General features: G+C 67.3%; 26 protein-coding genes. 3 read left to right on the top strand and 23 right to left on the bottom strand.

The genetic code is table 11. From position 1 onward, the window contains the following. Window positions 1-99: 99 nt before the first annotated feature. The 9 genes from C6A82_RS02925 to C6A82_RS02885 form a co-directional block, all read right to left on the bottom strand. A complete protein-coding gene (locus tag C6A82_RS02925; RefSeq protein WP_233216900.1) occupies window positions 100-417 on the bottom strand; it encodes a hypothetical protein in 318 nt (105 codons plus the stop codon). Beyond that, window positions 414-905: a DUF3093 family protein gene (locus tag C6A82_RS02920; protein ID WP_233216901.1), complete on the bottom strand. Its 492-nt coding sequence runs from the start codon at window positions 903-905 to the stop codon at window positions 414-416. The genes C6A82_RS02925 and C6A82_RS02920 overlap by 4 nt, the downstream gene beginning before the upstream one ends. Next, window positions 902-1,288 (bottom strand): hypothetical protein, encoded by a 387-nt coding sequence (locus C6A82_RS02915; protein ID WP_199193720.1) that lies wholly within the window; start codon window positions 1,286-1,288, stop codon window positions 902-904. The genes C6A82_RS02920 and C6A82_RS02915 overlap by 4 nt, the downstream gene beginning before the upstream one ends. An 11-nt stretch (window positions 1,289-1,299) precedes the next feature. Further along, complete coding sequence (locus C6A82_RS02910; RefSeq protein WP_105344582.1) at window positions 1,300-1,707, bottom strand: hypothetical protein; 408 nt, start codon at window positions 1,705-1,707, stop codon at window positions 1,300-1,302. A 10-nt stretch (window positions 1,708-1,717) separates the two neighbouring features. Further along, a complete protein-coding gene (hemB, locus tag C6A82_RS02905) occupies window positions 1,718-2,698 on the bottom strand; it encodes a porphobilinogen synthase (protein ID WP_105344583.1) in 981 nt (326 codons plus the stop codon). A gap of 27 nt (window positions 2,699-2,725) precedes the next feature. Beyond that, entirely contained in the window at window positions 2,726-4,369 is a 1,644-nt protein-coding gene (locus C6A82_RS02900; RefSeq protein ID WP_105344585.1) for a uroporphyrinogen-III synthase, read from the bottom strand. Continuing rightward, window positions 4,366-5,322: a hydroxymethylbilane synthase gene (hemC, locus tag C6A82_RS02895; RefSeq protein ID WP_105344586.1), complete on the bottom strand. Its 957-nt coding sequence runs from the start codon at window positions 5,320-5,322 to the stop codon at window positions 4,366-4,368. Before hemC ends, C6A82_RS02900 begins: the two co-directional genes overlap by 4 nt. Before the next feature lie 3 nt (window positions 5,323-5,325). Continuing rightward, window positions 5,326-6,693, bottom strand: a complete 1,368-nt coding sequence (locus tag C6A82_RS02890; RefSeq protein WP_311101640.1) for a glutamyl-tRNA reductase — start codon at window positions 6,691-6,693, stop codon at window positions 5,326-5,328. 64 nt (window positions 6,694-6,757) lie between these two features. Continuing rightward, on the bottom strand, window positions 6,758-7,027 hold the full coding sequence (locus C6A82_RS02885) for a glutaredoxin family protein (RefSeq protein WP_233216704.1): 270 nt from the start codon (window positions 7,025-7,027) through the stop codon (window positions 6,758-6,760). A 41-nt stretch (window positions 7,028-7,068) separates the two neighbouring features. On the opposite strand from C6A82_RS02885, the gene C6A82_RS02880 reads away from it, so the two are divergent. Further along, window positions 7,069-7,956 (top strand): HAD family phosphatase, encoded by an 888-nt coding sequence (locus C6A82_RS02880; protein WP_105341492.1) that lies wholly within the window; start codon window positions 7,069-7,071, stop codon window positions 7,954-7,956. Window positions 7,957-7,992: 36 nt separating this feature from the next. After that, window positions 7,993-8,529 carry a MaoC family dehydratase N-terminal domain-containing protein gene (locus C6A82_RS02875; RefSeq protein WP_105341493.1) on the top strand — a complete coding sequence of 179 codons (537 nt, stop codon included), beginning with the start codon at window positions 7,993-7,995 and terminating at the stop codon, window positions 8,527-8,529. 31 nt (window positions 8,530-8,560) lie between these two features. Here the strand turns inward: C6A82_RS02875 and C6A82_RS02870 are convergent, their stop codons facing one another. From C6A82_RS02870 to C6A82_RS02830, 9 genes are all read right to left on the bottom strand, one after another. Continuing rightward, window positions 8,561-9,646: a lysophospholipid acyltransferase family protein gene (locus C6A82_RS02870; protein WP_233216705.1), complete on the bottom strand. Its 1,086-nt coding sequence runs from the start codon at window positions 9,644-9,646 to the stop codon at window positions 8,561-8,563. Window positions 9,647-9,664: 18 nt separating this feature from the next. Next, complete coding sequence (locus tag C6A82_RS02865; protein WP_311101639.1) at window positions 9,665-10,771, bottom strand: SDR family oxidoreductase; 1,107 nt, start codon at window positions 10,769-10,771, stop codon at window positions 9,665-9,667. A 30-nt stretch (window positions 10,772-10,801) separates the two neighbouring features. Then, window positions 10,802-10,903 (bottom strand): 30S ribosomal protein bS22, encoded by a 102-nt coding sequence (locus C6A82_RS02860; protein ID WP_003402602.1) that lies wholly within the window; start codon window positions 10,901-10,903, stop codon window positions 10,802-10,804. Between the two features lie 170 nt (window positions 10,904-11,073). Next, the gene (locus tag C6A82_RS02855; RefSeq protein WP_105343162.1) at window positions 11,074-11,334 is read right to left on the bottom strand and encodes a helix-turn-helix domain-containing protein; all 261 of its coding nucleotides are present in this window, start codon (window positions 11,332-11,334) and stop codon (window positions 11,074-11,076) included. A gap of 139 nt (window positions 11,335-11,473) precedes the next feature. Next, the gene (gene proC, locus C6A82_RS02850; RefSeq protein WP_105343161.1) at window positions 11,474-12,346 is read right to left on the bottom strand and encodes a pyrroline-5-carboxylate reductase; all 873 of its coding nucleotides are present in this window, start codon (window positions 12,344-12,346) and stop codon (window positions 11,474-11,476) included. Window positions 12,347-12,375: 29 nt separating this feature from the next. Continuing rightward, window positions 12,376-13,206, bottom strand: coding sequence for a thioesterase family protein (locus C6A82_RS02845; protein ID WP_105343159.1), 831 nt, complete (start codon window positions 13,204-13,206; stop codon window positions 12,376-12,378). Between the two features lie 29 nt (window positions 13,207-13,235). Continuing rightward, window positions 13,236-14,093: a sugar phosphate isomerase/epimerase gene (locus C6A82_RS02840; protein ID WP_105343157.1), complete on the bottom strand. Its 858-nt coding sequence runs from the start codon at window positions 14,091-14,093 to the stop codon at window positions 13,236-13,238. A gap of 14 nt (window positions 14,094-14,107) precedes the next feature. Then, window positions 14,108-15,172 carry a hypothetical protein gene (locus C6A82_RS02835; protein ID WP_105343156.1) on the bottom strand — a complete coding sequence of 355 codons (1,065 nt, stop codon included), beginning with the start codon at window positions 15,170-15,172 and terminating at the stop codon, window positions 14,108-14,110. Then, window positions 15,169-16,170 (bottom strand): Ppx/GppA phosphatase family protein, encoded by a 1,002-nt coding sequence (locus C6A82_RS02830; RefSeq protein WP_199193651.1) that lies wholly within the window; start codon window positions 16,168-16,170, stop codon window positions 15,169-15,171. Before C6A82_RS02830 ends, C6A82_RS02835 begins: the two co-directional genes overlap by 4 nt. Window positions 16,171-16,339: 169 nt before the next feature. Between C6A82_RS02830 and C6A82_RS02825 the strand changes: the two genes are divergently transcribed. After that, entirely contained in the window at window positions 16,340-17,125 is a 786-nt protein-coding gene (locus C6A82_RS02825; protein ID WP_105343166.1) for a hypothetical protein, read from the top strand. On the opposite strand, the gene regX is transcribed toward C6A82_RS02825, so the two are convergent. The 5 genes from regX to mshA all read right to left on the bottom strand — a co-directional run bounded on the left by regX (window position 17,122) and on the right by mshA (window position 21,830). Next, complete coding sequence (gene regX, locus C6A82_RS02820) at window positions 17,122-17,808, bottom strand: two-component sensory transduction protein RegX (protein ID WP_105343154.1); 687 nt, start codon at window positions 17,806-17,808, stop codon at window positions 17,122-17,124. The two genes, C6A82_RS02825 and regX, sit on opposite strands and share 4 nt — an antisense overlap. Further along, a complete protein-coding gene (locus C6A82_RS02815) occupies window positions 17,805-18,995 on the bottom strand; it encodes a cell wall metabolism sensor histidine kinase WalK (RefSeq protein ID WP_105343152.1) in 1,191 nt (396 codons plus the stop codon). The genes regX and C6A82_RS02815 overlap by 4 nt, the downstream gene beginning before the upstream one ends. 130 nt (window positions 18,996-19,125) lie before the next feature. Beyond that, the gene (locus C6A82_RS02810) at window positions 19,126-19,875 is read right to left on the bottom strand and encodes a phosphoglyceromutase (RefSeq protein ID WP_105343151.1); all 750 of its coding nucleotides are present in this window, start codon (window positions 19,873-19,875) and stop codon (window positions 19,126-19,128) included. A 28-nt stretch (window positions 19,876-19,903) separates the two neighbouring features. Beyond that, window positions 19,904-20,407 (bottom strand): YbjN domain-containing protein, encoded by a 504-nt coding sequence (locus tag C6A82_RS02805; protein WP_105343149.1) that lies wholly within the window; start codon window positions 20,405-20,407, stop codon window positions 19,904-19,906. A 118-nt stretch (window positions 20,408-20,525) separates the two neighbouring features. Then, window positions 20,526-21,830 (bottom strand): D-inositol-3-phosphate glycosyltransferase, encoded by a 1,305-nt coding sequence (gene mshA / locus C6A82_RS02800; protein ID WP_311101638.1) that lies wholly within the window; start codon window positions 21,828-21,830, stop codon window positions 20,526-20,528. Window positions 21,831-21,917 lie beyond the last annotated feature (87 nt).

The following is a 21,917-nucleotide window of genomic DNA, read 5'->3' as shown; positions in this document are numbered from 1 at the left end:
CAGTGTTACAAATTCTGAACTTTGTAACAACGATCTGTGAGGCGGCTCATAGCCGGCACCGGCCGCGAGAGAGAAGCTGCGGCTGCGGAATCGCCGAGATCACGACCAGGAATGTCCCCCGCAAGCGGGAGGTGCCCCCAATTTCGCGATGTCGGAGGCAGCGCGCAGGCGACGCAAGCGGGCGACGCCATCGACGGCGAGCACACCGGCAACGGTCGCAAGCAGCAGCATCAACACCAGCATCGGCGGGCTGAGCGCGACCGACGTCGTCTGCGGCTCACCCGGCAGGATCGGAGCGACCGTGACCATCGAGCGCGCACCGAACCAACTCCACACCGCGGCTGCCGCCGCGACGACGGCCAGCACCAGCTCGACCGTGACCCGGCGCTTCTGTCGCGTCGCTAGGGCCGGCCTCATGACTTCGGCTCCGGCGGAATCCGCTCGTCGACCAGATGCACCAGCTGTGCCCGCAGCTGCTGATGCTTTCGGGCCCACGCCTGCGCGGTGCGGTCGTTGCTCAGCCGCACGCCGATACCCGTCCGGCCCTTCGGCACCCCGGTGAGCTCGCCGAGCGCCCGCGCCGACATCCACTTGTGTTCCTCGTTGCCCTCAGGAGCGGGATAGACCCGCACGATGTCGTCGATGTGGATGCGCTCGGCGCCCTGGCGCAGCGTGGTGGGCGTCAGCTCCACCGACGTGTGGATCCTGGCCGCCTTGACCTGGATGGCGACGAAGCCCGACACCAGCACGAAGAACACCGTCGGCACCAGCCATTGGAACCCCAACCCGACCGACATCTGGATCAGCAGCATCGCAATGGCAGCCGCGGGACCCGCCGCTACCCACCACCAGCTGGCGCCCTGTTCATAGAACAGGACGTTGGCCGGCTCCCTCCCCTGCGTCACCGCGCCTCCTCGGGATGGAAGAACTGCTGCGCCGATGGCCGCACGATCAGCACCGCGCCCACCATCGTCAGGATCATCGGTATCAACCACAGCGCCCCGCCCGTCATGAGCGTGAAGAGCGCCAGTAGCACCACCAAGGCCAGCGCCAGCCCGACCCCGGCCCGTCGCAGCCCCGCATGGCCCGTCCTAGTCCGGCCCGCGAGAAAGCCCAGCGCCAAGCCCGCGAGCGCGAACAGAACACCAGCGCCACGGAAGACGGGCGGCAGGTTGCCTCGCGTGAGCGCCATCAGCATGCCGAGGACCACCAGAGATATCGCCGCCAACAGCCACAGCCAGAACACCGCTTCGACGATGCGCGGCCGCGCGGGCACGGGTGCTGACATGGTCGGCAAGCCTAACGAACGAAGAAGGCGTGGGCGTCCTTGCGGTGCAGCAGGAACACTCCCCCGGCGATCAGCACCGAGCCGACGATGGCGCTGACGGCGTACACCAACGCGGGTGTGGTCGGACGATCGACGGAGAACAGGCTGGACCCGGCGTACACCACCGACGCCACCCCACCGCCGGTGAGCAGGGTGCGGGCCCACCGGTAGCCCTGCCGCATCAGGAAGAGAAACGTGACCACGACCGCCGCCAGAACCAACACGAACAGACACGAAAAGACGATGACGATAGCGGGCGGATGTGGATCCTTCGTGCTCACGACGTCGACCAGATACCCGGTGACCATGAACGGCACCGCCACCAGCCAGAGCCAGAAGCCGGTGTCGACGTCGGTCGGGCGCCCCGCCTCGTCGCTCACGCCGTTTCGCTCACGCCAGCCAATCGGCCGCGTCGGCCGCCCAGTAGGTCAACACGATGTCGGCGCCCGCGCGGCGGATGCCGATCAACGACTCCAGCGCGGCAGCCCGGCCGTCGATCCAGCCGTTGGCGGCAGCAGCGCTGATCATCGAGTACTCACCGGAGATCTGATAGGCGGCCACCGGCACCGGCGAGACCTCGGCCGCCGCAGCCACCACATCGAGATAGGACATCGCGGGCTTGACCATGATGATGTCGGCGCCCTCGGCGATGTCGAGCTCGATCTCGCGCACCGCCTCGCGGGCATTGGCCGGATCCTGCTGATACGTGCGGCGATCCCCGCTCAGGCTCGACGACACCGCCTCACGAAACGGGCCGTAGAACGCCGAGGCGAACTTCGCGGCGTAGGCGAGGATCACCACATCGGTGTGGCCCGCGGCGTCCAGCCCGTCGCGGATCGCCGCGACCTGCCCGTCCATCATTCCGCTCGGGCCGACGACATGTGCACCGGAATCGGCCTGTGCGACAGCCAGTTCCACATAGCGGGTGTTGGTGAGGTCGTTGTCGACGCGTCCAGAGGCGTCCACCACCCCACAGTGCCCGTGGTCGGTGAACTCGTCGAGACAGGTGTCGGCCATCAGCACGGTCGCGTCGCCGAGGTCTTTGGCGAGATCGCGCAGCGCGACGTTGAGAATGCCGTCCTCGGCCACCCCCGCCGACCCGGTGGGGTCCTTGTCCTGCGCGCGAGGAACGCCGAACAGCATCAGCCCGCCCACTCCGGCGTTCACCGCCTCGGCAGCGGCCTTGCGCAGCGAATCGCGGGTGTGCTGCACCACCCCAGGCATCGATCCGATCGGCTTCGGCTCGTCGATACCGTCGGCGACGAACATCGGCAGCACCAAATGCCTTGGCTCAAGCGACGTCTGCGCTACCAGCCGACGAAGTGCCGGTGTCGACCGGAGCCGACGCGGACGGTGACGTGGAAAAGTCACGCTAGGACACCTCCTCCCACCGAGGCGCTAGCGGCGGCGACTCTTCTTACGCGGCGGCGGCAGCGCACCCTCGGCCCGCAGCCTTGCGGCATGCTCGGCCAGCGCCTCGACCAACGGTCCGACTGCTGAGACCTCCGGCTGCACATCGACCCGCAGCCCGAATTCGGCTGCCGTTTCCGCTGTTTTGGGGCCGATGCACGCCACGATGGTGCGGGCATGCGGCTTGCCTGCGATGCCGACCAGGTTGCGCACCGTCGAACTCGACGTGAAGCACACCGCGTCGAATCCACCCGTCTTGATCATCTCGCGGGTATGCGCCGGTGGCGGTGCCGCACGAACCGTGCGGTAGGCGGTGACGTCCTCGATCTCCCAGCCGCGGTCACGCAGACCCTCTGCCAGCGTCTCGGTGGCGATGTCGGCGCGCGGCAGAAGCACCCTGTTCACCGGATCGAAAACGTCGTCGTAGGGCGGGAATTCGTCGAGCAGCCCCAGCGAGGACTGCTCACCCGACGGCACCAGTTCCGGCTCGATACCGAAGGCGCGCACCCGTTCGGCGGTGGACTGTCCGACGCAGGCGATCTTCACCCCGGAGAATGCTCGGGCATCGAGACCGAACTCGTTGAACTTGTCCCACACCGCGCGCACCGCGTTGGTGGAGGTGAACACCACCCACTGGTAGCGACCGTCGACGAGGCCCTTGACGGCGCGTTCCATCTGCGCGGGGCTGCGCGGCGGCTCCACCGCGATGGTCGGCACCTCGATCGGCGATGCGCCGTGCGACACCAGCTTTTCGCTCATCTCGCCTGCCTGGTCCTTGGTGCGCGGCACCAGCACGGTCCAGCCGTACAGCGCGCGGCTCTCCCACCAGTTCAGCCTGGCGCGGTTGGCGACCGTCCTGCCGATCGTGACGACCAGCGGCCCGGTCAGCGGGCCCGCGGCCTCGTTCGCGCCGATCGCCGTCTTGTCGTTGAGTCCGCCGAGCGTGGTCTCCACCGAGCGCTGCTGGCACGTGGTGCCCTGCGCGGTCACGACACACGGTGTGGTGTCGGCCAAGCCGTACTCGATCAGCGTGGCAGCCGCGTCCGCCAGATGCGACGCGGTCGCCTGCAGGATCAGCGGGCCTGGCGCGGCGGCCAGCGCCGCCCAGTCCACGTCGCCGCGAACGTCGGCCTCGGTGTGCGACGAACCCAGCGGAAGGCCCGCGTAGGTGGGTACCGCCGTGGTGGCGGGCAGGCCCGGCACGATCTCGAACGGCAGGTGCGACCGCGTCAACGCGTTCACCTCCGTGATCACCGAATCCACCGACATCGGGTCACCCGCGACCAGCCGAACCACGTCGACCCCGGTGCGGGACTCGGTGGCCAGCGTCTTGGCCACCTCGCTCGGATCGCCGAGCGCTGGCCGGATGTCGGGGCCGCCCGCAATCGTGGTCATCGTCTGCGCGTCGCCGTCTGCGTCCGTCGCGGCCTCTGCCGGCTCGGGGCCCGACGGCGGGGGCAGCTCGGACCCACACACGGCCAGCACCGCTTCTCCCACGTCGGGGTCGGTGAAGATCAGCGCGGCGTTGGCGAGCACGGTCCGCGCCCGCATGGTCAGCAGGCCGGGGTCGCCGGGTCCAGAGCCGACAAATGTGATGCGGCCGGGCTTCTGCTTACGCCCTCGGGTCGTCATGTTCCTTCTCCCATGCCTCTCCCGGAATCCGCCAGGAGATCGCGTGCACCCAGTTCGAACAACTCCGCGGCGACCGAGAGGCCAAGCTCTCGTGCCCGCTCCGGAGTCCCGATCCCGGACGCACGGATCACGTCGGATCCGTCCAGCGTCGCCACGCAACCGCGCAACGACAGCTCTTCGAAGACGCGGCCGTCCTCATCGATGGACTCGACCACTTCCGCGATCGCCCCCACCGGTGCGGAACAACCCGCCTCCAGTTCGGCGAGCAGGACCCGTTCAGCGGTGACTGCGGCGCGCGTGTCGGCGTCGTCCAACTCCGCCAGCAGCGCGGCGAGCTCGGTATCGCTGGCGCGGCACTCCACCGCAAGCGCACCTTGGGCCGGCGCTGGCAACATCTGCACCGGCTCCAGAGCCTCGGTGACATCGTCCAAACGCCCGATGCGGGCCAGTCCCGCCCGGGCGACGACGACGCCGTCGAGATCACCGTTTCCTACCCTGTTCAACCTGGTGTCAAGGTTGCCTCGTAGGGGGCGGATTTCCAAACCGAGACCCAATGCTCTAAGCTGCGCGGTCCGTCGCGGGCTCGAGGTGCCGATCACCGAGCCGACCGGCAATTCCCCCAGCACCATGCCGTCGCGGGCCACCAGGGCGTCGCGGGCGTCCTCCCGCGGAGGTATCGCGGCGATCGTGAACCGAGGGTCCTCGGCGGTCGGCAGGTCCTTGTAGGAGTGGACGGCCATATCGACCCGACCGTCGTGAACGGCTTCGCGCAGCGCCGCGGTGAAGACGCCGACGCCGATCGAGGGGATCGGTTCGCTGGATTTGTCGCCTTCGGTGGCGATGATGACCAATTCGGCGGCATGGCCTCTGGCAACAAGGGCGTCTTTGATGAGATTCGCCTGGGTCGTCGCCAAGAGGCTGCCCCGAGTGCCTATCCGGATGAGATCTGCCAAGTGTTACTCAGGTTTTTCGAGATCGGTTGTGACAAAGGGAAATTCGTCGCCTGCCACGATGGGCAACTCGGACGCCGCGACCGCTTCGACGGCCTGTGGGTCGAGTTCGAACAGTTCTCGCAGCGCCTCGGCGTAACTGTCGCCGCCCGGTGAGCTGGCCAGCTGTTTGACGCGCACCGTGGGCGCATGCAGCAGCTTGTCGACCACGCGGCGCACAGTGCGGGCCACCTCGTCGCGCTGGGTCGCCTCCAGGCTCGGCAGCCGGTTGTCCAGTCGCAACAACTCCGCCTCGACCACATCGGCGGCCCGCTGGCGCAGCGCGGTCACGGTGGGTGTCACCTCGGCCATCCGCTGTCCGGCGAGATAGGTGGCCACTTCCGCGGCGACGATCGTGCGGGCCGCCTCGGTGTCCGAGGACGCCGCGCGGGCCGCCGGGTCGCGCTGGATGCGGTCCATGTCGACGACGAAAACGCCGGGCAGGCCCGCCACGGCCGGATCGACGTTGCGCGGCATGCCGAGATCGCACACGACGAGCTGTTTCGGCTCCTGGCCGTGGGCCAGACCGCGGTGCACGTCGGCCAGGGAAACCACCGGCCGTACGGCACCGGTGCAGCTGACGACCACGTCGGCGTCGGTGAGCACGGGCGTGAGGTGGTCGAAGGGGAACGCGTCGGCGGCCACGCCGAGTTCGCGGACCTTCTCGGCGAGCTTCTTGGCGCGCGGCAGCGTGCGGTTCACGATGTGCACCCGTTCGACACCGGCCCGCACGAGGTGCTTGGTGGCCATGGCGCCCATCGCGCCTGCGCCGACGACGACGGCGCTGCGTCCGGCCAGCCCGCCCAGCTTGGTGTCGGCCATGTCGAGCGCCACGGACACCACCGAGGCGCCCGCCGAGTCGATGCCGGTCTCGGTGTGCACCCGCTTGCCGACCGACAACGCCCGCTGAGCCAGCTCGTGCAGCGTGCGTCCAACGGTGTGGTTGGCCTCGGCGGAGGCGTAGGCGCGGCGCACCTGGCCGAGCACCTGCTGTTCGCCGACAACTGCCGAATCCAGCCCGCTGGCAACGGAGAACAGATGCTCGACGGCCGCCTCGGCGTAGCGGACGTAGGCGTACTTGGTGAGGTCGCCGAGGCCCATGCCGGAATGCTCGGAGAGCACTTGACCGATAACCGAGAGACCGCCGTGGAAGGCGTCGACAACCGCGTAGATCTCCACCCGGTTGCAGGTGGATAGGACCATGGCCTCGGTGACCAGTGAGGACTGCAGCACCTGGTCGACGATCTTGGCCTGATCGGACTCGTCGGTGCTCAACTGCTCCAGGACGGACACCGGCGCGCTGCGGTGCGACACCCCGAATAGCAGCACGCTCATGGCCTCGTCACCACGTTGACCAGGTTAATCGCTAGTCGGTTGGGTCTCCAAATTCGTGACGCGTCTAACCCTCGTTCCGCCGCCCGATATCTGCCCTCAACCTGGGCTCGTCGAGCTCCCAATAGCTGTGCTCCCTGTCGTCGAGGAGCACCACCGGCAGCCGGTCGCCGTACTCTGCGCGCAGCGACGAGTCGCCCGCGGCCGCGGCGGCGTCCACGTCGGTGCTGCTGAAGTCGAAATCGAGTTCGCCCGCCAGCTCGGACAGCCGCGCGGCGGTCCGCTCGCACAGCGAGCAGCCCGCTCTGGTCAGCAACACCACCTGTGCTCGGTTCACGGGTACCAGTATCGGTAAAACCGGTGTCCTAGGGTTGAGAGGTGCCCGTTCGCGATGGTGAGGAAGCCGCCGTTCAGGCGTTGGCAGGCGACGCGAGTGCGCAGACCGCTGTCGCGCACCTCGTCGAGGGGGACGACGCCGCCCCCGCGGCGCCGCCGCCGGACCTGACCGCTGCTGCGTTCTTCGACGTCGACAACACGCTCGTGCAGGGGTCGTCGCTGGTTCACTTCGCGCGCGGACTGGCGGCGCGCAAGTACTTCACCTACGGCGATTTGGCCCGATTCGCCTACGCACAGGCCAAGTTCCAGCTCACCGGCCGGGAGAACAGCGACGACGTCGCCGCAGGCAGGCGCAAGGCGATGGCGTTCATCGAGGGACGGTCGACTGCGGAACTCGTCGCCGTCGGTGAGGAGATCTTCGACGAGATCATCGCGGACAAGATCTGGCCCGGCACGCGCGCGCTGGCGCAGATGCACCTTGACGCGGGCCAGCAGGTCTGGCTGGTCACCGCGACCCCGTATGAATTGGCGGACACGATCGCCCGCCGGCTGGGGCTGACCGGCGCGCTCGGGACCGTCGCCGAGTCGGTCGACGGCATCTTCACCGGCCGCCTGGTCGGCGACATCCTGCACGGCAGCGGAAAGGCGCATGCGGTGCGATCACTGGCCATCCGCGAGGGCCTCAACCTGCGCCGTTGTACCGCCTACTCGGACAGCTTCAACGACGTGCCGATGTTGTCTCTGGTCGGCACGGCGGTGGCCATCAACCCTGATGCCGACCTGCGTGACCTGGCTCGCGAACGCGGCTGGGAGATCCGCGACTACCGGACCGCGCGCAAGGCCGCACGAATCGGGGTGCCCTCTGCGCTGGCGCTCGGCGCGGCGGGCGGCGCACTTGCCGCCATCGCCTCGCGACGTCACGACAGGTGAACGGTTCCTGCGAGCGCTGATAGGCTCTCGCCCGCTATGGCCATTGCGCAAGACATCGTCGGAACGCACTACCGGTATCCGGACCACTTCGAGGTCAGCCGGGAGAAGATCCGCGAGTTCGCGCGCGCGGTCAAAGACGACCATCCCGCGCATTACCGCGAGGACGCTGCCCGCGAGTTCGGCTATGACGCGATCGTGGCGCCCCTGACATTCCTGGCAGTGGCAGGGCGCAAGGTGCAGCTGGAGATCTTCAACCAGTTCGCGATCCCGGTCAACATGGAGCGGATCCTGCATCGCGACCAGAAGATCCACTTCCACCGGCCGATCCTCGCCGGCGACAAGCTGTTCTTCGACTCCTACCTCGATTCGGTGATCGAGGCACACGGCACCGTCGTCGCCGAGATCCGGGGCGAGGCCAGCGACGCCAACGGCGAGCCGGTGATCACCAGCATCGTCACGGTCATCGGCGAGGCGGAATACGACGAGGAAGCCGACGAGATCAGTGCGACGATCAAGGAACGCCGCGACGCCGCCATCGCGAAAATGATTGCCGGGCAAAGCTCTAAGGGCTAGCCGGGTAAATTTCGGAGCGGTCGCGCCGATATCAGCCTAGGAACATATTCCTGCGGTTGGCCAGCAACTGATAAAGCGTCTGCTGGATGGTTTCGCGGACGTGGTCTGTCAATTCGAATGTGACCATCGGATCGTCGGCGGCCGCGTCGTCGTAGTCGGCCGTTTCAATGGGCTCACCGAACTGGATGTGCCATTTCGACGGCAGCGGCACCAGGCCCGCAGGGCCTGCGAGCGGGAACAACGGAGTGATCGGGAAGTACGGCAGCCCGAACAGCCGAGCCAGCAGCTTCACGTCGGCGATCATCGGATAGATCTCCTCGGACCCGACGATCGAGCACGGCACGATGGGCGCCTTGGCCCGCAGTGCAGCCGCGACGAATCCGCCACGACCGAATCGCTGCAGCTTGTAACGGTCCTTGAAGTGCTTGCCGAGGCCCTTGTAGCCCTCGGGGAACACCGCGGTCAGCTCGCCGGCCGCCAACAGCCGGTGTGCGTCGGAGGTGCATGCCATGGTGTGGCCCGCCTTGCGCGCCGCCTGGCCCATCACCGGCATGTTGAAGACCATGTCGGCGGCCAGCAGCCGCAGATCCCGGTGGGCCGGATGCTTGTCGTGCACTGCCACCGACGCCATCAGCCCGTCGAACGGCAATACGCCCGCGTGGTTGGCGACGACGAGTGCCGCGCCGGTTTCCGGTAGGTTCTCGATACCGCTCACCTCGACGCGGAACCACGAGTTGAAAATCACCCTCAGCAAAGGCAAGAACACCGAATTGTTGAGGTGTCGATCGAACCCGAATTCGTCGACGGTGTAATCGCCCATCATCCGTTTGCGGACGAATTCAGCAACGGCGGCGACCCGCTTCGCGAGTTCGTTCGGCGACTCAGCCGCGGCCTGCGCGCCCGCCGCGCCCGCGCGACGCTCGTCGATCTCACGCACCACGGCGGCGATCTGCTCGGCCGAGGCGCGGCCGCTGGGGTCACTGAGCAAGGAGGGATGTCGGCGCGCGGCTTCGCCACGGGCAGCCGCCCTCCGCTGCGCGGCCTGCCGACCCGTATTCGAATGCAGCGGAATCACGTTGGCTTTAGATTCGCCCGCCACGTCTAACCTTCTCCCCAACCGATTTCGAGTCTGTAATCAACGTCCCCACCGTTGCGCCGCCGAGACGGCGCGACTCTCCATTGAGCGTACCCATCGCGGGTCAACGATCGGAGTCAATCCCCGACCACGCACGTAATCGTCGAAAGCGTCCGTTGTGGTCCACTTGGGGCTATAGCCTAAATCATTGCGCATTCGCGCGGTGTCCATCACCCGGCCATAGCTCAAGTAGTCCAGCTGCTCGCGATCCACCTCAGTGTAGCGAGTTGCGCGCCATAGCGAATCCGCGGCAGACAATGCGAAGCGCGGCACCGGCAGCGGAACCCGGCCCGCGCGCCGGATGGCCTGACTCATCATGATGATCCCTGGTGCGCCGATGTTGAAGGTGCCTGCTTTGCCCGCCATGGTCGCGCGCTCCAGTGCGCCAAGCGCATCCTGTTCGTGGAGCAGTTGCATCCTGGGGTCACGGCCGATGACCGTGGGAACAACCGGGGCCGAAAGATACCGCGACAACGCGGTGTCCATGGCCGGGCCGATCATGTTGGCCAGCCGCAGGATCGTCAGCGTGATATCCGGGCGCCTGCGGGCGAGGCCGCGCGCGTAGCCCTCGATGTCGATGCTGTCGCGGGCGAAGCCCTCACCCGGCGGCCGCCTGCTGCTGGAGTCCTCGGTGAACATCACCGGATCCCACGGGCTGGAGCCGTACACCTCAGACGTCGACTTGACGATGACCCGCCGCACCGACGGCGCCTTCTGACAGGCGGCGAACAGCTGGATGGCGCCCATCACGTTGAGCTCCTTCAACGCCGCCTTGCCGCCGGAGCGGGGCGCGTAGGACGCCGCAGCGGCGTGCACGACGGTGTCGACGTCGCCGTTGCGGATGACCTTGGCGATGAAGGGATTGCGGATGTCGGCACGAACGAACTCCGCGCGGCCCATGCGCCGCAGCAGATCCTTGCTCGGAGCGACGGCGTCGACGGCTATGACGTGCTCGATCTGCGGGTTCTGCGCGAGCCGGGCGGTGAGATAACCGCCAAGAAACCTGCAGGCGCCGGTGACCAGCACGACCTTGGGGTGGCGCAGGGTGTCCGATGCGTCGTCGTCTTGCCGCGGGTTGCGGCCCCCGGAGCGGTCTTGCGAATCCATCCGGTTCAGCCTATCGACGGAGCGCCGCGGCTACTTGCCGAGTTTTCTGCGCTGCACCCGGGTGCGACGAAGCAGCTTGCGGTGCTTCTTCTTCGACATGCGCTTACGCCGCTTCTTGATGACTGAACCCATGAACTCCGCTACCTAGATGTGTGTGACAACCCCACTTGGCGTCGACCCGCACACTTTACCGGGCCGGTGTGGCGGAGCGAAAACCGCCGAACGCTGCGGGTGCCGCCGAGCGCTCATCCCTGTACGGATTTGCCGCCGCAAAGCGTACAACGGTGCGCGCTCGCGCTGGTCTAACCAGCGTCGAAGTACGACGTCTCCAAGAGATCGTGCACTGCCTTCGCGTGCACCCGGAACGACCGGCCGACCCGCACCGCGGGCAGTTCGCCGTTGTGCACCAGGCGGTACACCGTCATCTTGCTGACCCGCATGAGGGAGGCCACCTCGGCGACGGTGAGAAATTGAGCCCGCGGCGGCTGGTCGGGAGCCGCGTCGTTACGTGCCTGCTTCCCGCTCGCCGAATCCCGCCCCGATGGCCCGTTCATAGACGTCATCGCAACCCAATCCTTCAGGCACGGGCTGTTCCAGCGGCTTCCCCACCGCTGGGTACGACCCCGCGCTTACTCGAGGAGAATAGCGTGGTTATTGGGGTTATTGCGACGGGAGTGGGCTAATCGATTGAAATTCGTTGAATTACCCCGATGTCATTCCCAGCTGCGAAGATCGGCGTCTCGCGGCATCCACGGCCTCGGCCAGAGCGTGCCGCAGGCCGCCCCTTTCGAGTTCCCGCAGACCAGCGGCGGTTGTGCCGCCGGGAGAGGTCACCGTGGCCCGCAGCTGGGCCGCCGTGGTGTCCATCCCGGTACCCAGCGCCGAGTCGCTCACCGATTGGGCCACATCGAGGCGTTCGAGCAACATGGCGGCCGATCCGGCCATGGTCTGCACCACCAGATCGGTGGCCACCGGCCGGGTGAGGCCCGCGGCGACGCCGGCATCCACCAAGGCCTCGACGACGAGGAAGAAGTATGCGGGGCCCGATCCCGACACTGCCGTGACCGCGTCCATCTGTGATTCCGACACGGTCAGCACGCCGCCGACGGCGTCGAAGATCGCCGACGCCTCCTTGAGTTGTTCGGTGGTCGCGAACCGGCCGGGCGCCAGCGCGCTCACACCGCCGCCGACGACGACCGGCGCATTGGGCATCACCCGGATAACGGGCGCACCCGCGGGCAGCTTCGATTCGTAGTACTCGGTGGTGACACCCGCGGCTACCGTCACAAAAACCTGCTCGACGCTCTCGCTTTCGGCGTGCGCGGCGGCATCGGCGATCTCCTCCACGATCGTCGACACATCGGCGGGCTTGACGGCGACGATGACGAACGACGCGTTCTCCGCGGCGTCGGCCACCGAAGTGACCAGCACCGAATACTTCTCCGATAGGTACTTCGCACGCTCGGGTGACTTCTCGGCCACCACGAGGTCCTTGGCCTGCCTGCCCGCCCGGATGAGCCCGCCAAGCAGCGCTTCGCCGATACTTCCGCCCCCGATGATCGCGATCCTTGCCACCGTCAAAGCATCGCAGACGCCGCCTGCGATTACTGCGCGGGCGGCACCATGGCGAGCTGACGGCTCTGAACGACGATGTGGCCTTCGCAGTCGACGACGATGTGATCTTCGTCGAACCAGTCCTGGCCGATCTGCACCGTCGTGCACATGATGCGCAGCCAGCCGTCGGCGGGCAGCGTGCGCAGAAAGGCCGTCAGTTGCACCGTGGGCGCCCAGCCGAATCGGTCGACGCCGAAGGTGACCGGCGCCGACACATCGCCGCACAGCAGCGCGAACAGCGGGTCGGGAGCGACACCCTTCGGCTTGACCCAGTACTCGATCACCGGCGGCCCGCCGTCGGCGCGGGGCTCCATCGTGGTCAGCGACGGCCGGATGTCGCAGCCGTGCGCAAGGTTGACGACGTCGGCCATGGGATGACCGGGAGCGATCGACTCCAATCCCGGCGGTGGCTCGGGGGTCATCAGCGGCACCACCGGGTTGACCGAGAGCAGCGGCGGGACGTGGTGTTCCGGGTCCCCCATCGTGACGGCGGCCCGCACGGCCGTGCGCTGCCCCTGGGTCAGCTCGACATCGATCAGGCTGACGCGGCGCCCACGTTTGCGCACCGTCGTCGTCACCCGCATCGGGCCGGGATCCGGTGCCCACAAGAAGTTTCCGGATATCGCGATCGGCCAGACCTTCTCGTCCGCGTGCTCCATTCGTGCAGCGTTTGCACACAACGCCAGCATCGCCCCGCCGTGCACCTTCGGTCCGGAACCCTTCGGGCCGATCGTCCAGTGCTCGTTCAGTTCTCCGTCGTAGCGGCCGTCGCCTGCGGGTGTGAGCGCCATCGCGTCGGTGAACAGAGTCGATCCAGCCAACAGGTGTCCTTCGTTTGTCAGCGCGCTGGTCAGCGCAGCAGGTGCTTGCGGGCGAACTGAAGCGATTCGGTGAGCAGGCCCTCGCGTTCGGCGGCGGTCCGCGCGCCCGAGGTGGTGATCTCCAGGATCACATGGCCGGAGAAATCGCTTCCCGCAAGCATTTCGCAGACTTCGACCGTCGGCTGGGTGCCGCGGCCCGGCACCAGATGTTCGTCGGCCGACGCGCCGCTGCCGTCGCACAGATGCAGATGCACCAGCCCGTCGGGACCATCGATGCCCATCTGGCGGGCCATGTCGACAGCGTCGGTGCCCGCCGTCGCGGTGTGCGACAGGTCCAGCGTGTAGTGGGCGTGATCACCGTCCAGCGGGTCGTAGGACGGCGCGAACGCCGAGATGCCCGGTCCCGGCTTACCCCCGCGCTTGCGCATCCGCTCGATGGACGTCTGGCCCGCGCCGAAGAACCGGTCGGCGCGGAACGGAAACATGTTCTCCACCGCCACCATCACGTCGCTGCCCGCCTCGAGCTCGGCGACCTGCTCGGAGAATCCCTCGGCGTAGCGGCGCTGCCAGCGGAACGGCGGGTGCACCACGACCGTCTGCGCGCCCAACTGCTCAGCGGCGCGCACACTGCGCTCCAGCTTGGTGATCGGGTTGGCTCCCCACACCCGCTGCGAGATCAGCAGGCACGGCGCATGCACCGACAGGACCGGCATCGAATACTTCGCCGACATCGCCTCGATGGCGTCAATGTCCTGGCTGACCGTTTCGGCCCACACCATCAGCTCGACACCGTCGTAGCCGAGCTTGGCCGCGTACTCGAAAGCGGCCTCGGTCCTCAACGGATAGACCGAGGCCGTCGAGAGACCGACCTGGATGGCGGGGCGCACTTGTCGGCTTGCGGCTATCCCGATTGCAGCAGCGCAAGCGGCCCGAGCGTGACCAGCGCGCCGACCGCGACCGCTATCAGCGTGCTGCCGATGTCCTCGGTCTTGCGCACCACCCGCACGCCGACCACGAGGCCGAGAATGACCAGCACCGACAGCACCAACGCGACGATGTTGTTCCACTTCCACAGCTGATCGAAGCCGATGAACAGGCCCGCACCGAAGAGCACCGCGAGGATGCACTGGCCGACGACAAGGGCGCCGTGGGCGATCGACGACATCGCCGACACGTCCGCGACGTCGTCGGCGTCCACATCGTCGTCGTGTTCCACCTCGCCGAACTCGAGGTCATCGAGGTTCGAGCGGTTGCGCCGCGCCAGGTCGTCGGCGACCGAGTCGCCGCCGAACAGCGTGCCGCCAGAGGACCGTAGATACGACGGCAGCTCGTCGGCGTCGGTGTCCGGTGCGGTGGCGGCGGCCATCGATGGCCTGGTCATATCGGCGGAATCGGAGTCGCTGACATCGTCGTCGTCGACGTCCAGCGGATCCGGGCTCATCTCCTCGGCGCCGACGCCACCGGGATAGCGCTTGGGCCCGAGGCCGTACTGCGGCCTGCGGGCAGGCGGCTCGAAGAACAAGGGCGCCGCTTCGCGCTCCTCGAGGTGCGCAGCGTAGTCGGCTTCCTCGTCGGTCAGCGGAACGGCGGCGACCGGCGCGTCATGCACGTCGTAGTCGTCGTGAATGTCATACGCGTCGTGGCTGCCCTGGAGGTCTTCGATCTGCTCGACTTCTTCGACCTCGTCGGTGTACCTGTCTGCGCCGTTGGCCGGCAGCGGCCCGGTGTAGTCGTCGCGGACCTCTTCGAGCTGGTCGGTGGCGGGATCGGCGGCGCCGCGGGGGGTATCTGCAGTGACGATCGGGATCTCACCGGTCAGCTCGGCGACGCTGACCGAGTCGGAGTTGCCGCGGCGGCGACGGCGTCTGCCGCCGACGGGCGGTGCGCCGATGGTCCCGTTCTTTGCCAGCAACTCGGCGACCGAAATCGGTCGGGTGTTGCTGTGGCTCTCTTCTGGTCCTGTCATCGTCTGTTGCCTCTGGGTTTGGCGGCGGGTCGGTCGGCATCGCGTACGGATGTCTCCACCAGTGCGGTTCCGTCGGCTTCACTGTCGAGTTTCCGCAGAATGAGGCCCTCCCGCAACGCCCACGGGCAGATGTCCACGGAATCTATCGCCAGGGCTCGCATGCTCGCCTCCGCAATCAAAGCTCCTGCCACGATCTGTGGCGCCCGTTCGGCACTCACCCCTTCCAACTCTGCTCGGTCAGCCGCGGTCATCCTAGAGATGAAAGCTATGAGCTGCCTAAGGCCGGTAGCTGTCAGTGTCCTCTTCACGCGCGGTCCCTCACCGGAAGGCGCCGCCCCGGTGAGCCGCGCAAGCGACCGGAAGGTCTTCGATGTGGCGACCGCGAGGTCGGGGGCGCCCGCCTTGAGCATCTCGGCGCCCGCGTCGGCCAGCTCGGTGGCCAGCCAGTCGCGCAGCATCCCCACCCGCCTACGGCCGGGCGGATCGTCGGGCAGCCACTCCCTGGTCAGCCGACCCGCGCCGAAAGGCAGCGACAACGCCACCTCCGGCTCCTCGTCGACCCCGTTCGACAATTCCAGCGAACCGCCGCCGATGTCGATGTTGATGATCCGGCCGGCGCTCCAGCCGTACCAACGGCGCACCGCGAGAAACGTGAGACGGGATTCGTCGACCCCGCTGAGCACCTGCAGCGCTACCCCGGTCTCCGCCAGCACGCGGGCCAGCACGTCCTCGGAGTTCTTCGCATCGCGTACCGCGGAGGTGGCGAAGGCCATCAACTCCACACAGCCCGAACTCGCGGCGATCTTCGCGAACTCGTCGATGGTGTCGATCAGTTTGTCGGCACCCTTGCGGGTCAGTTTCCCCGACGAATCCATGGCCTCGGCCAGCCGCAGCGATGCCTTGGTGGAACTCATCGGCGTCGGATGGCCGCCGCGGCGCGCGTCCACCACCAACAGGTGGACGGTGTTACTGCCCACGTCGAGCACACCCAGCCGCACGCACTCAACCTAACCGTTCGGCGAGTGAACTTCGTGATCGCATCGCGGTGTGGCGTGAGGGCACGAGATTTCACAGGTCGCCGCCGCAATCATGATCATCGAGATGTTCACGTCCCGACCGCCGTGGCTACTTAGCGTTCTGCGGGTTCGAGCGCTAGCGTTGATTCCCGTGACGTCAGAACATCCCGGCGAGGTTGAGCTGGATTTCGCCCGCGAGTGGGTGGAGTTCTACGACCCCGATAATCCCGAGCACATGATCGCCGCCGACATGACGTGGCTGCTGTCGCACTGGACGTGCGTTTTCGGCACCCCCGCGTGCAAGGGCACCGTCGAGGGCAGGCCCGACGACGGCTGCTGCAGCCACGGCGCGTTCATCTCCGACAAGGACGACCGCAAGCGCCTCGACCGCGCGGTGAAGACGCTGACCGACGAGGACTGGCAGTTCCGGGACAAGGGCCTCGGCCGCAAGGGCTACCTCGAAATGGACGAGTTCGAGGACAAGCCCAACCTGCGCACCCGAAAGTACAAGGGCGCTTGTATTTTCCTCAACCGGCCCGGCTTTGAGGGCGGCATCGGCTGCGCGTTGCACAGCAAGGCACTCAAGATCGGTGTCGAACCCCTGACGATGAAGCCCGACGTGTGCTGGCAGTTGCCGATCCGGCGCACCCAGGAGTGGGTGACCCTGGCGGACGGCACCGAGATCCTCAAGACGTGGATCACCGAATACGACCGGCGGGGTTGGGGCGAGGGCGGCGCAGACCTGCACTGGTACTGCACCGGCGACCCGAACGTGCACGTCGGCCAGAAGCAGGTATGGCAGTCTTACGAGCCAGAACTCAAAGAACTGCTCGGCGAGAAGGCTTACGCCGAGTTGGCGGCGATGTGTAAGCGCCGCAGTGGTTTAGGGCTGATAGCCGTGCACCCCGCCACCCGGCTGGCCGAGTCGAGCGATTAGCCTTCCAGCTTGTAACCCAGCCCGCGCACCGTCACCAGGTGCACCGGGTTGGCCGGGTCGGCCTCGATCTTGCTGCGCAACCGCTTGACATGGACATCCAGCGTCTTGGTGTCGCCGACGTAGTCGGCACCCCACACCCGGTCGATGAGCTGTCCGCGGGTGAGCACGCGCCCACTGTTGCGCATCAGGTACTCGAGCAGGTCGAACTCCTTGAGCGGCAACGTGATCGCCTCGCCGTTGACCGACACGACATGGCGTTCGACGTCCATCCGCACCGGTCCCGCCTCCAGTACGCCGTCGGCTATGGCGGAGTCGTCGGGGTCGGCGCCGCGGCGCAAAACCGCCCTGATGCGTGCGATCAGCTCGCGCGCCGAATACGGCTTGGTGACGTAGTCGTCGGCGCCGAGTTCCAGCCCGACGACCTTGTCGATCTCACTGTCCCGTGCGGTCACCATGATCACCGGGACGCTGGAGCGCGACCGCAGCTGCTTGCACACGTCGGTCCCGCTCATCCCCGGCAGCATCAGGTCGAGCAGCACGATGTCCGCGCCGGCGCGCTCGAATTCGGCAAGCGCAGAAGGCCCGTCGGTCACCACGGTGGCCTCGAAGCCCTCCTTGCGCAGCAGGAAAGCCAGAGGATCGGCCAGGGACTCCTCGTCCTCGACGATCAATACATTGGTCATGGCCGTTCTGGTTCCTCTCGTTCGTCGGACTCGCTGACGCGGTCCGGATAGGCCGGAATCGACAAGGTGAATGTCGATCCCGTACCGGGCTGACTCCACAGCCGGATGGAGCCGTTGTGATTGGCTGCAACATGTTTGACGATCGCAAGCCCGAGGCCGGTGCCTCCGGTTGCCCGTGATCTGGCTTTGTCGACACGGAAGAACCGCTCGAACACCCGCTCCTGATCGGCGGGGGCGATGCCGATTCCCCGATCGGTGACAGCGATCTCGACGTTGTCGCCTCGGCGCCTACGGCTGATCGAAACCGGAGTTCCCTTGGGCGAGTAGGCGATTGCGTTTGAGACCAGGTTGGCCAACGCAGTGGCCAGCAAGGGTTGGTCGCCGAGCACTTTGTAGCCGGTCGGCGCGTCGGTGGTGATGGCGATCTCGGCGTTGTCGGCGGCCACCTTGTATCGCGAAAGCGCCTCGGCGACAACTGTGTCGACGTCGACGGCTTCGAGGTCGGGCAGTGGTTCTGCGCCCTGCAGCCTGGACAACTCGATGAGTTCGCCGACCATGTCGGCCAGCCGCTTGGACTCGATGACCATCTTGTCGGCGAATCTTCGGACGGTATCCGGTTCGTCGGCGGAGGCGAGCAGCGCTTCGGCGAGCACACCCATCGCCCCGACGGGCGTCTTCAGCTCGTGGCTGACGTTGGCGACGAAGTCACGTCGGGTGGCTTCCATGCGCGCGTGCTCGGACTGGTCGTCGACGTAGACGACGGCGAACCGTCGGTCGTCCTCGGTCAGCAACCGGACGTGGCCTCGAATAGACAGGCCGGACCGACCGGGCTGCGCCCGCCTGCGCGGGGAGAGATCGACCTCGACGTCGTCGCCGGTGGTCAGGGTGCGCTGCGCCGCTAGCCAGGCGCGGTCGTCGAGCAGGCGGTCACGCACCAGGCCCAGCTCGCGGGCTCGGTCGTTGGTGTAGACGACGTCACGGTAGGTGTCGACCACCACGATGCCAACCGGCGATTGCGACACGATGTGGGCGAGCATCTGGGAGACGGTGATGCCCGACTCCTCCACTGCCCGCCGCTGTCTGTGCTCCGTCAGCTTCGGAACCAGACGCATTCCGACAACCGCACCGATCGCCAGCGCGAGCAGTGCCACGCCTGCCATCAGCAGCAGTGCGGATAGCACACTCACGAGCAAATGGTACGAAACTGGTGAACGTCATCCCAGCAGCGTGCGGCCAAAACGGGACATGTCACACACGCTGGTGCAGGTGTTCGGTTCCCGTTCACCCAGCGTTTGCCCGGGAAAGCCCTTTGCCGGGTTATTTCGCACCCTGGCTCGCGACGGCGGCGGCGCCGGCAGCGGCCGCCTCCGGATCCAGGTACGTGCCGCCGACGACCGTCGGCTGAAGGTCGCCGTCGAGGTCGTAGCGCAGCGGGATGCCGGTTGGGATGTTCAGGCCGACGACGTCCTCGTCGGACATCTTGTCGAGGTGCTTCACCAGCGCCCGCAGCGAGTTACCGTGCGCGGCGATCAACACCGTCCTGCCGGCCCTGAGGTCGGGCACGATCGTCTCGGTGAAGTAGGGCACGAACCGCTCCACGACGTCTTTGAGGCATTCGGTGCGCGGCGGGCCGCCCGCGATGTCGGCGTAGCGCGGATCGCCGTCCTGGCTGTACTCGTTGCCCGGTTCGATCGGCGGGGGCGGCGTGTCATAGCTGCGCCGCCAGGCCATGAACCGCTCTTCGCCGTACTTCTCCTTGGTTTCGGCCTTGTTCAGGCCCTGCAATGCCCCGTAATGGCGCTCGTTGAGCCGCCAGTCGCGGTGCACCGGGATCCAGTGCCGGTCGGCTTTGTCCAGCGCCAGATTCGCAGTGGTGATCGCACGCCGCAGCAGCGAGGTGTACAGGACGTCGGGCTGACGCTCCAGTTCCTTCATGAGCTCGCCCGCCCTTACGGCCTCCGCCCTGCCCTTTTCGGTGAGGTCGACGTCGACCCAGCCGGTGAACAGGTTCAGCGCGTTCCACTCGCTTTCGCCGTGGCGCAGCAGGATCAGCGTGGAATCTCCCATGGCGAAGAGACTATCCCTAGTGGGGAAATCAGTCGTCGTCGTCGATCAGGTGCTGGAACGCCTGGAGGTTCTTCAGCGACTCGCCGCGCGACACCCGCCACTCCCATTCTTTCTGGATGGATGTGCGAAAACCCAACTCAAGCAAGGTGTTAAAGTCGCTGTCGACGGCCTCGAGCACCTGGCCGAGCACGCGGTCGATCTCCTCGGGGGTGACGGAGTGCCGCGCCATCCGGCCCACCAGGTAGATGTCCCCGACGTTGTCGATGGTGTAGGCCACCCCGTACAACCGGCGGTTGCGCTTGAGCAGGAACCGGTAGACACCCTCGTGGTTCTCGTCGGGCTTACGGCAGACGAAGGCCTCGACGCGCACCGAATGCTCACCGATGGACAGGATCGTGTTCGTCTTCAGCCGCCGCTCACCTGGCAGTTCGACGATGATCCCCGGCAGCCCGCCGTGCGCGCCCTCGTGACGCGTGCAGACGAGGTCGTTCTCCCTGCAGGCGTCCTCGATCACCTGTTGGACGCTGCTCATTTGCTCGACTTCCCGCTCGTCCCCTGCCCTGCGGGCGTGGGCCCACCGGTCCTCGCTCGTGCCTCGTCCCCTGCCCTGCGGGCGTGGGCCCAGCGGTCCTCACTCGCGCGCGTCTCGCTCATGCGCGAACTCCGCGCCGCATCGAGAACCGGCGCCCGGTGCGGCGGCCGACGCTGCGCTGGTGACGCGCGCGGTAGTCGCTGATCGCGTGCCCGTAACTGGCCAGCAGCCCGTCTACGGTGTGCGCCCACGAGAACGTGGCGGCGTGCTCGACGGCCGCGCGCCGCATCGTTTCCGGGCCGCGGTCGAACACGCCTGCAATCGCCTGCGCCCAGTCGTCGGAATCGTGGCCGTCGACCAGTGCGCCGCTGACACCGTCGCGGACCGCGACGGGCAACCCGCCGACCGCGGCGGCCACCACCGGGGTGCCACAGGCCTGGGCCTCGACGGCGACGAGGCCGAACGATTCGGAGTAGCTGGGCACCGCGACGACGTCGGCGGCGCGGTAGACGCTGACGAGTTCATCGCGCGACTGCGGAGGAAGGAACGTCACCCGATCGGCGATACCCAATTCGTCGGCGAGCCGAACAAGTCCATCGGGTGCGGCCAACCCGCTCCCCGAAGGGCCGCCGGCCACCAACACCCGGACGTCGGGCAGCTTGGCGGCCGCGCGCAGCAGCACGTCGGGCGCCTTGAGCGGCTGTATGCGGCCGACGAACGCCACAACGCGCTCGGTCTCGGAGACGCCGAGCACGTGACGCGCCCCACGCTTTTCCCCGGGAGTGAACGTCTCCAGGTCGACGCCCGGATGCACGACGTCGATGCGCTCGGGATCGGCGTGATTCAGTGAAACTAGTTGCTGCGCTTCGTGTTCGGTGTTGACGATCAAGCGGTCCGCCTCGTCGACCACCTGTTGCTCACCGACCGCGCGCAACGGAGGCTCGGGTGCGTCGCCGTCGGGGAGGGCGGCGTTCTTGACCGCGGCGAGGGTGTGCGCGGTGTGCACCAGCGGCACCGCCCACCGATCGCGCGCCAGCCAGCCGACCTGACCCGACAGCCAGTAATGCGAATGCACGATGTCGTAGTAGCCGGGCTCGTGGGTGGCCTCGGCACGCAGCACGCCTGCGGTGAACGCACACAGCTGGGTGGGCAGGTCGTATTTGTCCAGCCCCTCGAACGGTCCGGCGACGACGTTGCGCACCAGCACGCCGGGCGCCACCCGCACCGTCGGCGGGTCGGCGGATGACGTCGCCCTCGTGAAGATCTCCACCTCGACGCCGCGACGGGCCATCTGCAGCGCGCTCTGCAGCACGTAGACGTTCATGCCGCCGGCATCGCCGGTGCCCGGCTGGGCCAGCGGGGAGGTGTGCACCGACAACACGGCCACCCTGCGGGGCGAAACAACTTCCGTCGCTAGGCGCACACAGACATGTCTACACCGCCACCGCAGGGCCAGGCCGCCGAGCATCTGCCGCGAGACTGCATCCAGGCAGGCAAATGTCGAGTCGGC

Source organism: Mycobacterium sp. ITM-2016-00318 (genome assembly GCF_002968285.2).
Taxonomy (GTDB): Bacteria; Actinomycetota; Actinomycetes; order Mycobacteriales; family Mycobacteriaceae; genus Mycobacterium.
The sequence above is the reverse complement of the archived record's forward strand: the minus strand, read 5'-3'. Positions and strand labels throughout refer to the sequence as shown.

Coding starts and splice junctions, on each gene's coding strand:
- C6A82_RS02925 (WP_233216900.1), bottom strand. CDS start 417: ATGAGGCCGGCCCTAGCGACGCGACAGAAGCGCCGGGTCACGGTCGAG.
- C6A82_RS02915 (WP_199193720.1), bottom strand. CDS start 1,288: ATGTCAGCACCCGTGCCCGCGCGGCCGCGCATCGTCGAAGCGGTGTTC.
- C6A82_RS02900 (WP_105344585.1), bottom strand. CDS start 4,369: ATGACGACCCGAGGGCGTAAGCAGAAGCCCGGCCGCATCACATTTGTC.
- C6A82_RS02890 (WP_311101640.1), bottom strand. CDS start 6,693: ATGAGCGTGCTGCTATTCGGGGTGTCGCACCGCAGCGCGCCGGTGTCC.
- C6A82_RS02875 (WP_105341493.1), top strand. CDS start 7,993: ATGGCCATTGCGCAAGACATCGTCGGAACGCACTACCGGTATCCGGAC.
- C6A82_RS02865 (WP_311101639.1), bottom strand. CDS start 10,771: ATGGATTCGCAAGACCGCTCCGGGGGCCGCAACCCGCGGCAAGACGAC.
- C6A82_RS02860 (WP_003402602.1), bottom strand. CDS start 10,903: ATGGGTTCAGTCATCAAGAAGCGGCGTAAGCGCATGTCGAAGAAGAAG.
- C6A82_RS02855 (WP_105343162.1), bottom strand. CDS start 11,334: ATGACGTCTATGAACGGGCCATCGGGGCGGGATTCGGCGAGCGGGAAG.
- C6A82_RS02835 (WP_105343156.1), bottom strand. CDS start 15,172: ATGACAGGACCAGAAGAGAGCCACAGCAACACCCGACCGATTTCGGTC.
- regX (WP_105343154.1), bottom strand. CDS start 17,808: ATGACCAATGTATTGATCGTCGAGGACGAGGAGTCCCTGGCCGATCCT.
- C6A82_RS02810 (WP_105343151.1), bottom strand. CDS start 19,875: ATGGGAGATTCCACGCTGATCCTGCTGCGCCACGGCGAAAGCGAGTGG.
- C6A82_RS02805 (WP_105343149.1), bottom strand. CDS start 20,407: ATGAGCAGCGTCCAACAGGTGATCGAGGACGCCTGCAGGGAGAACGAC.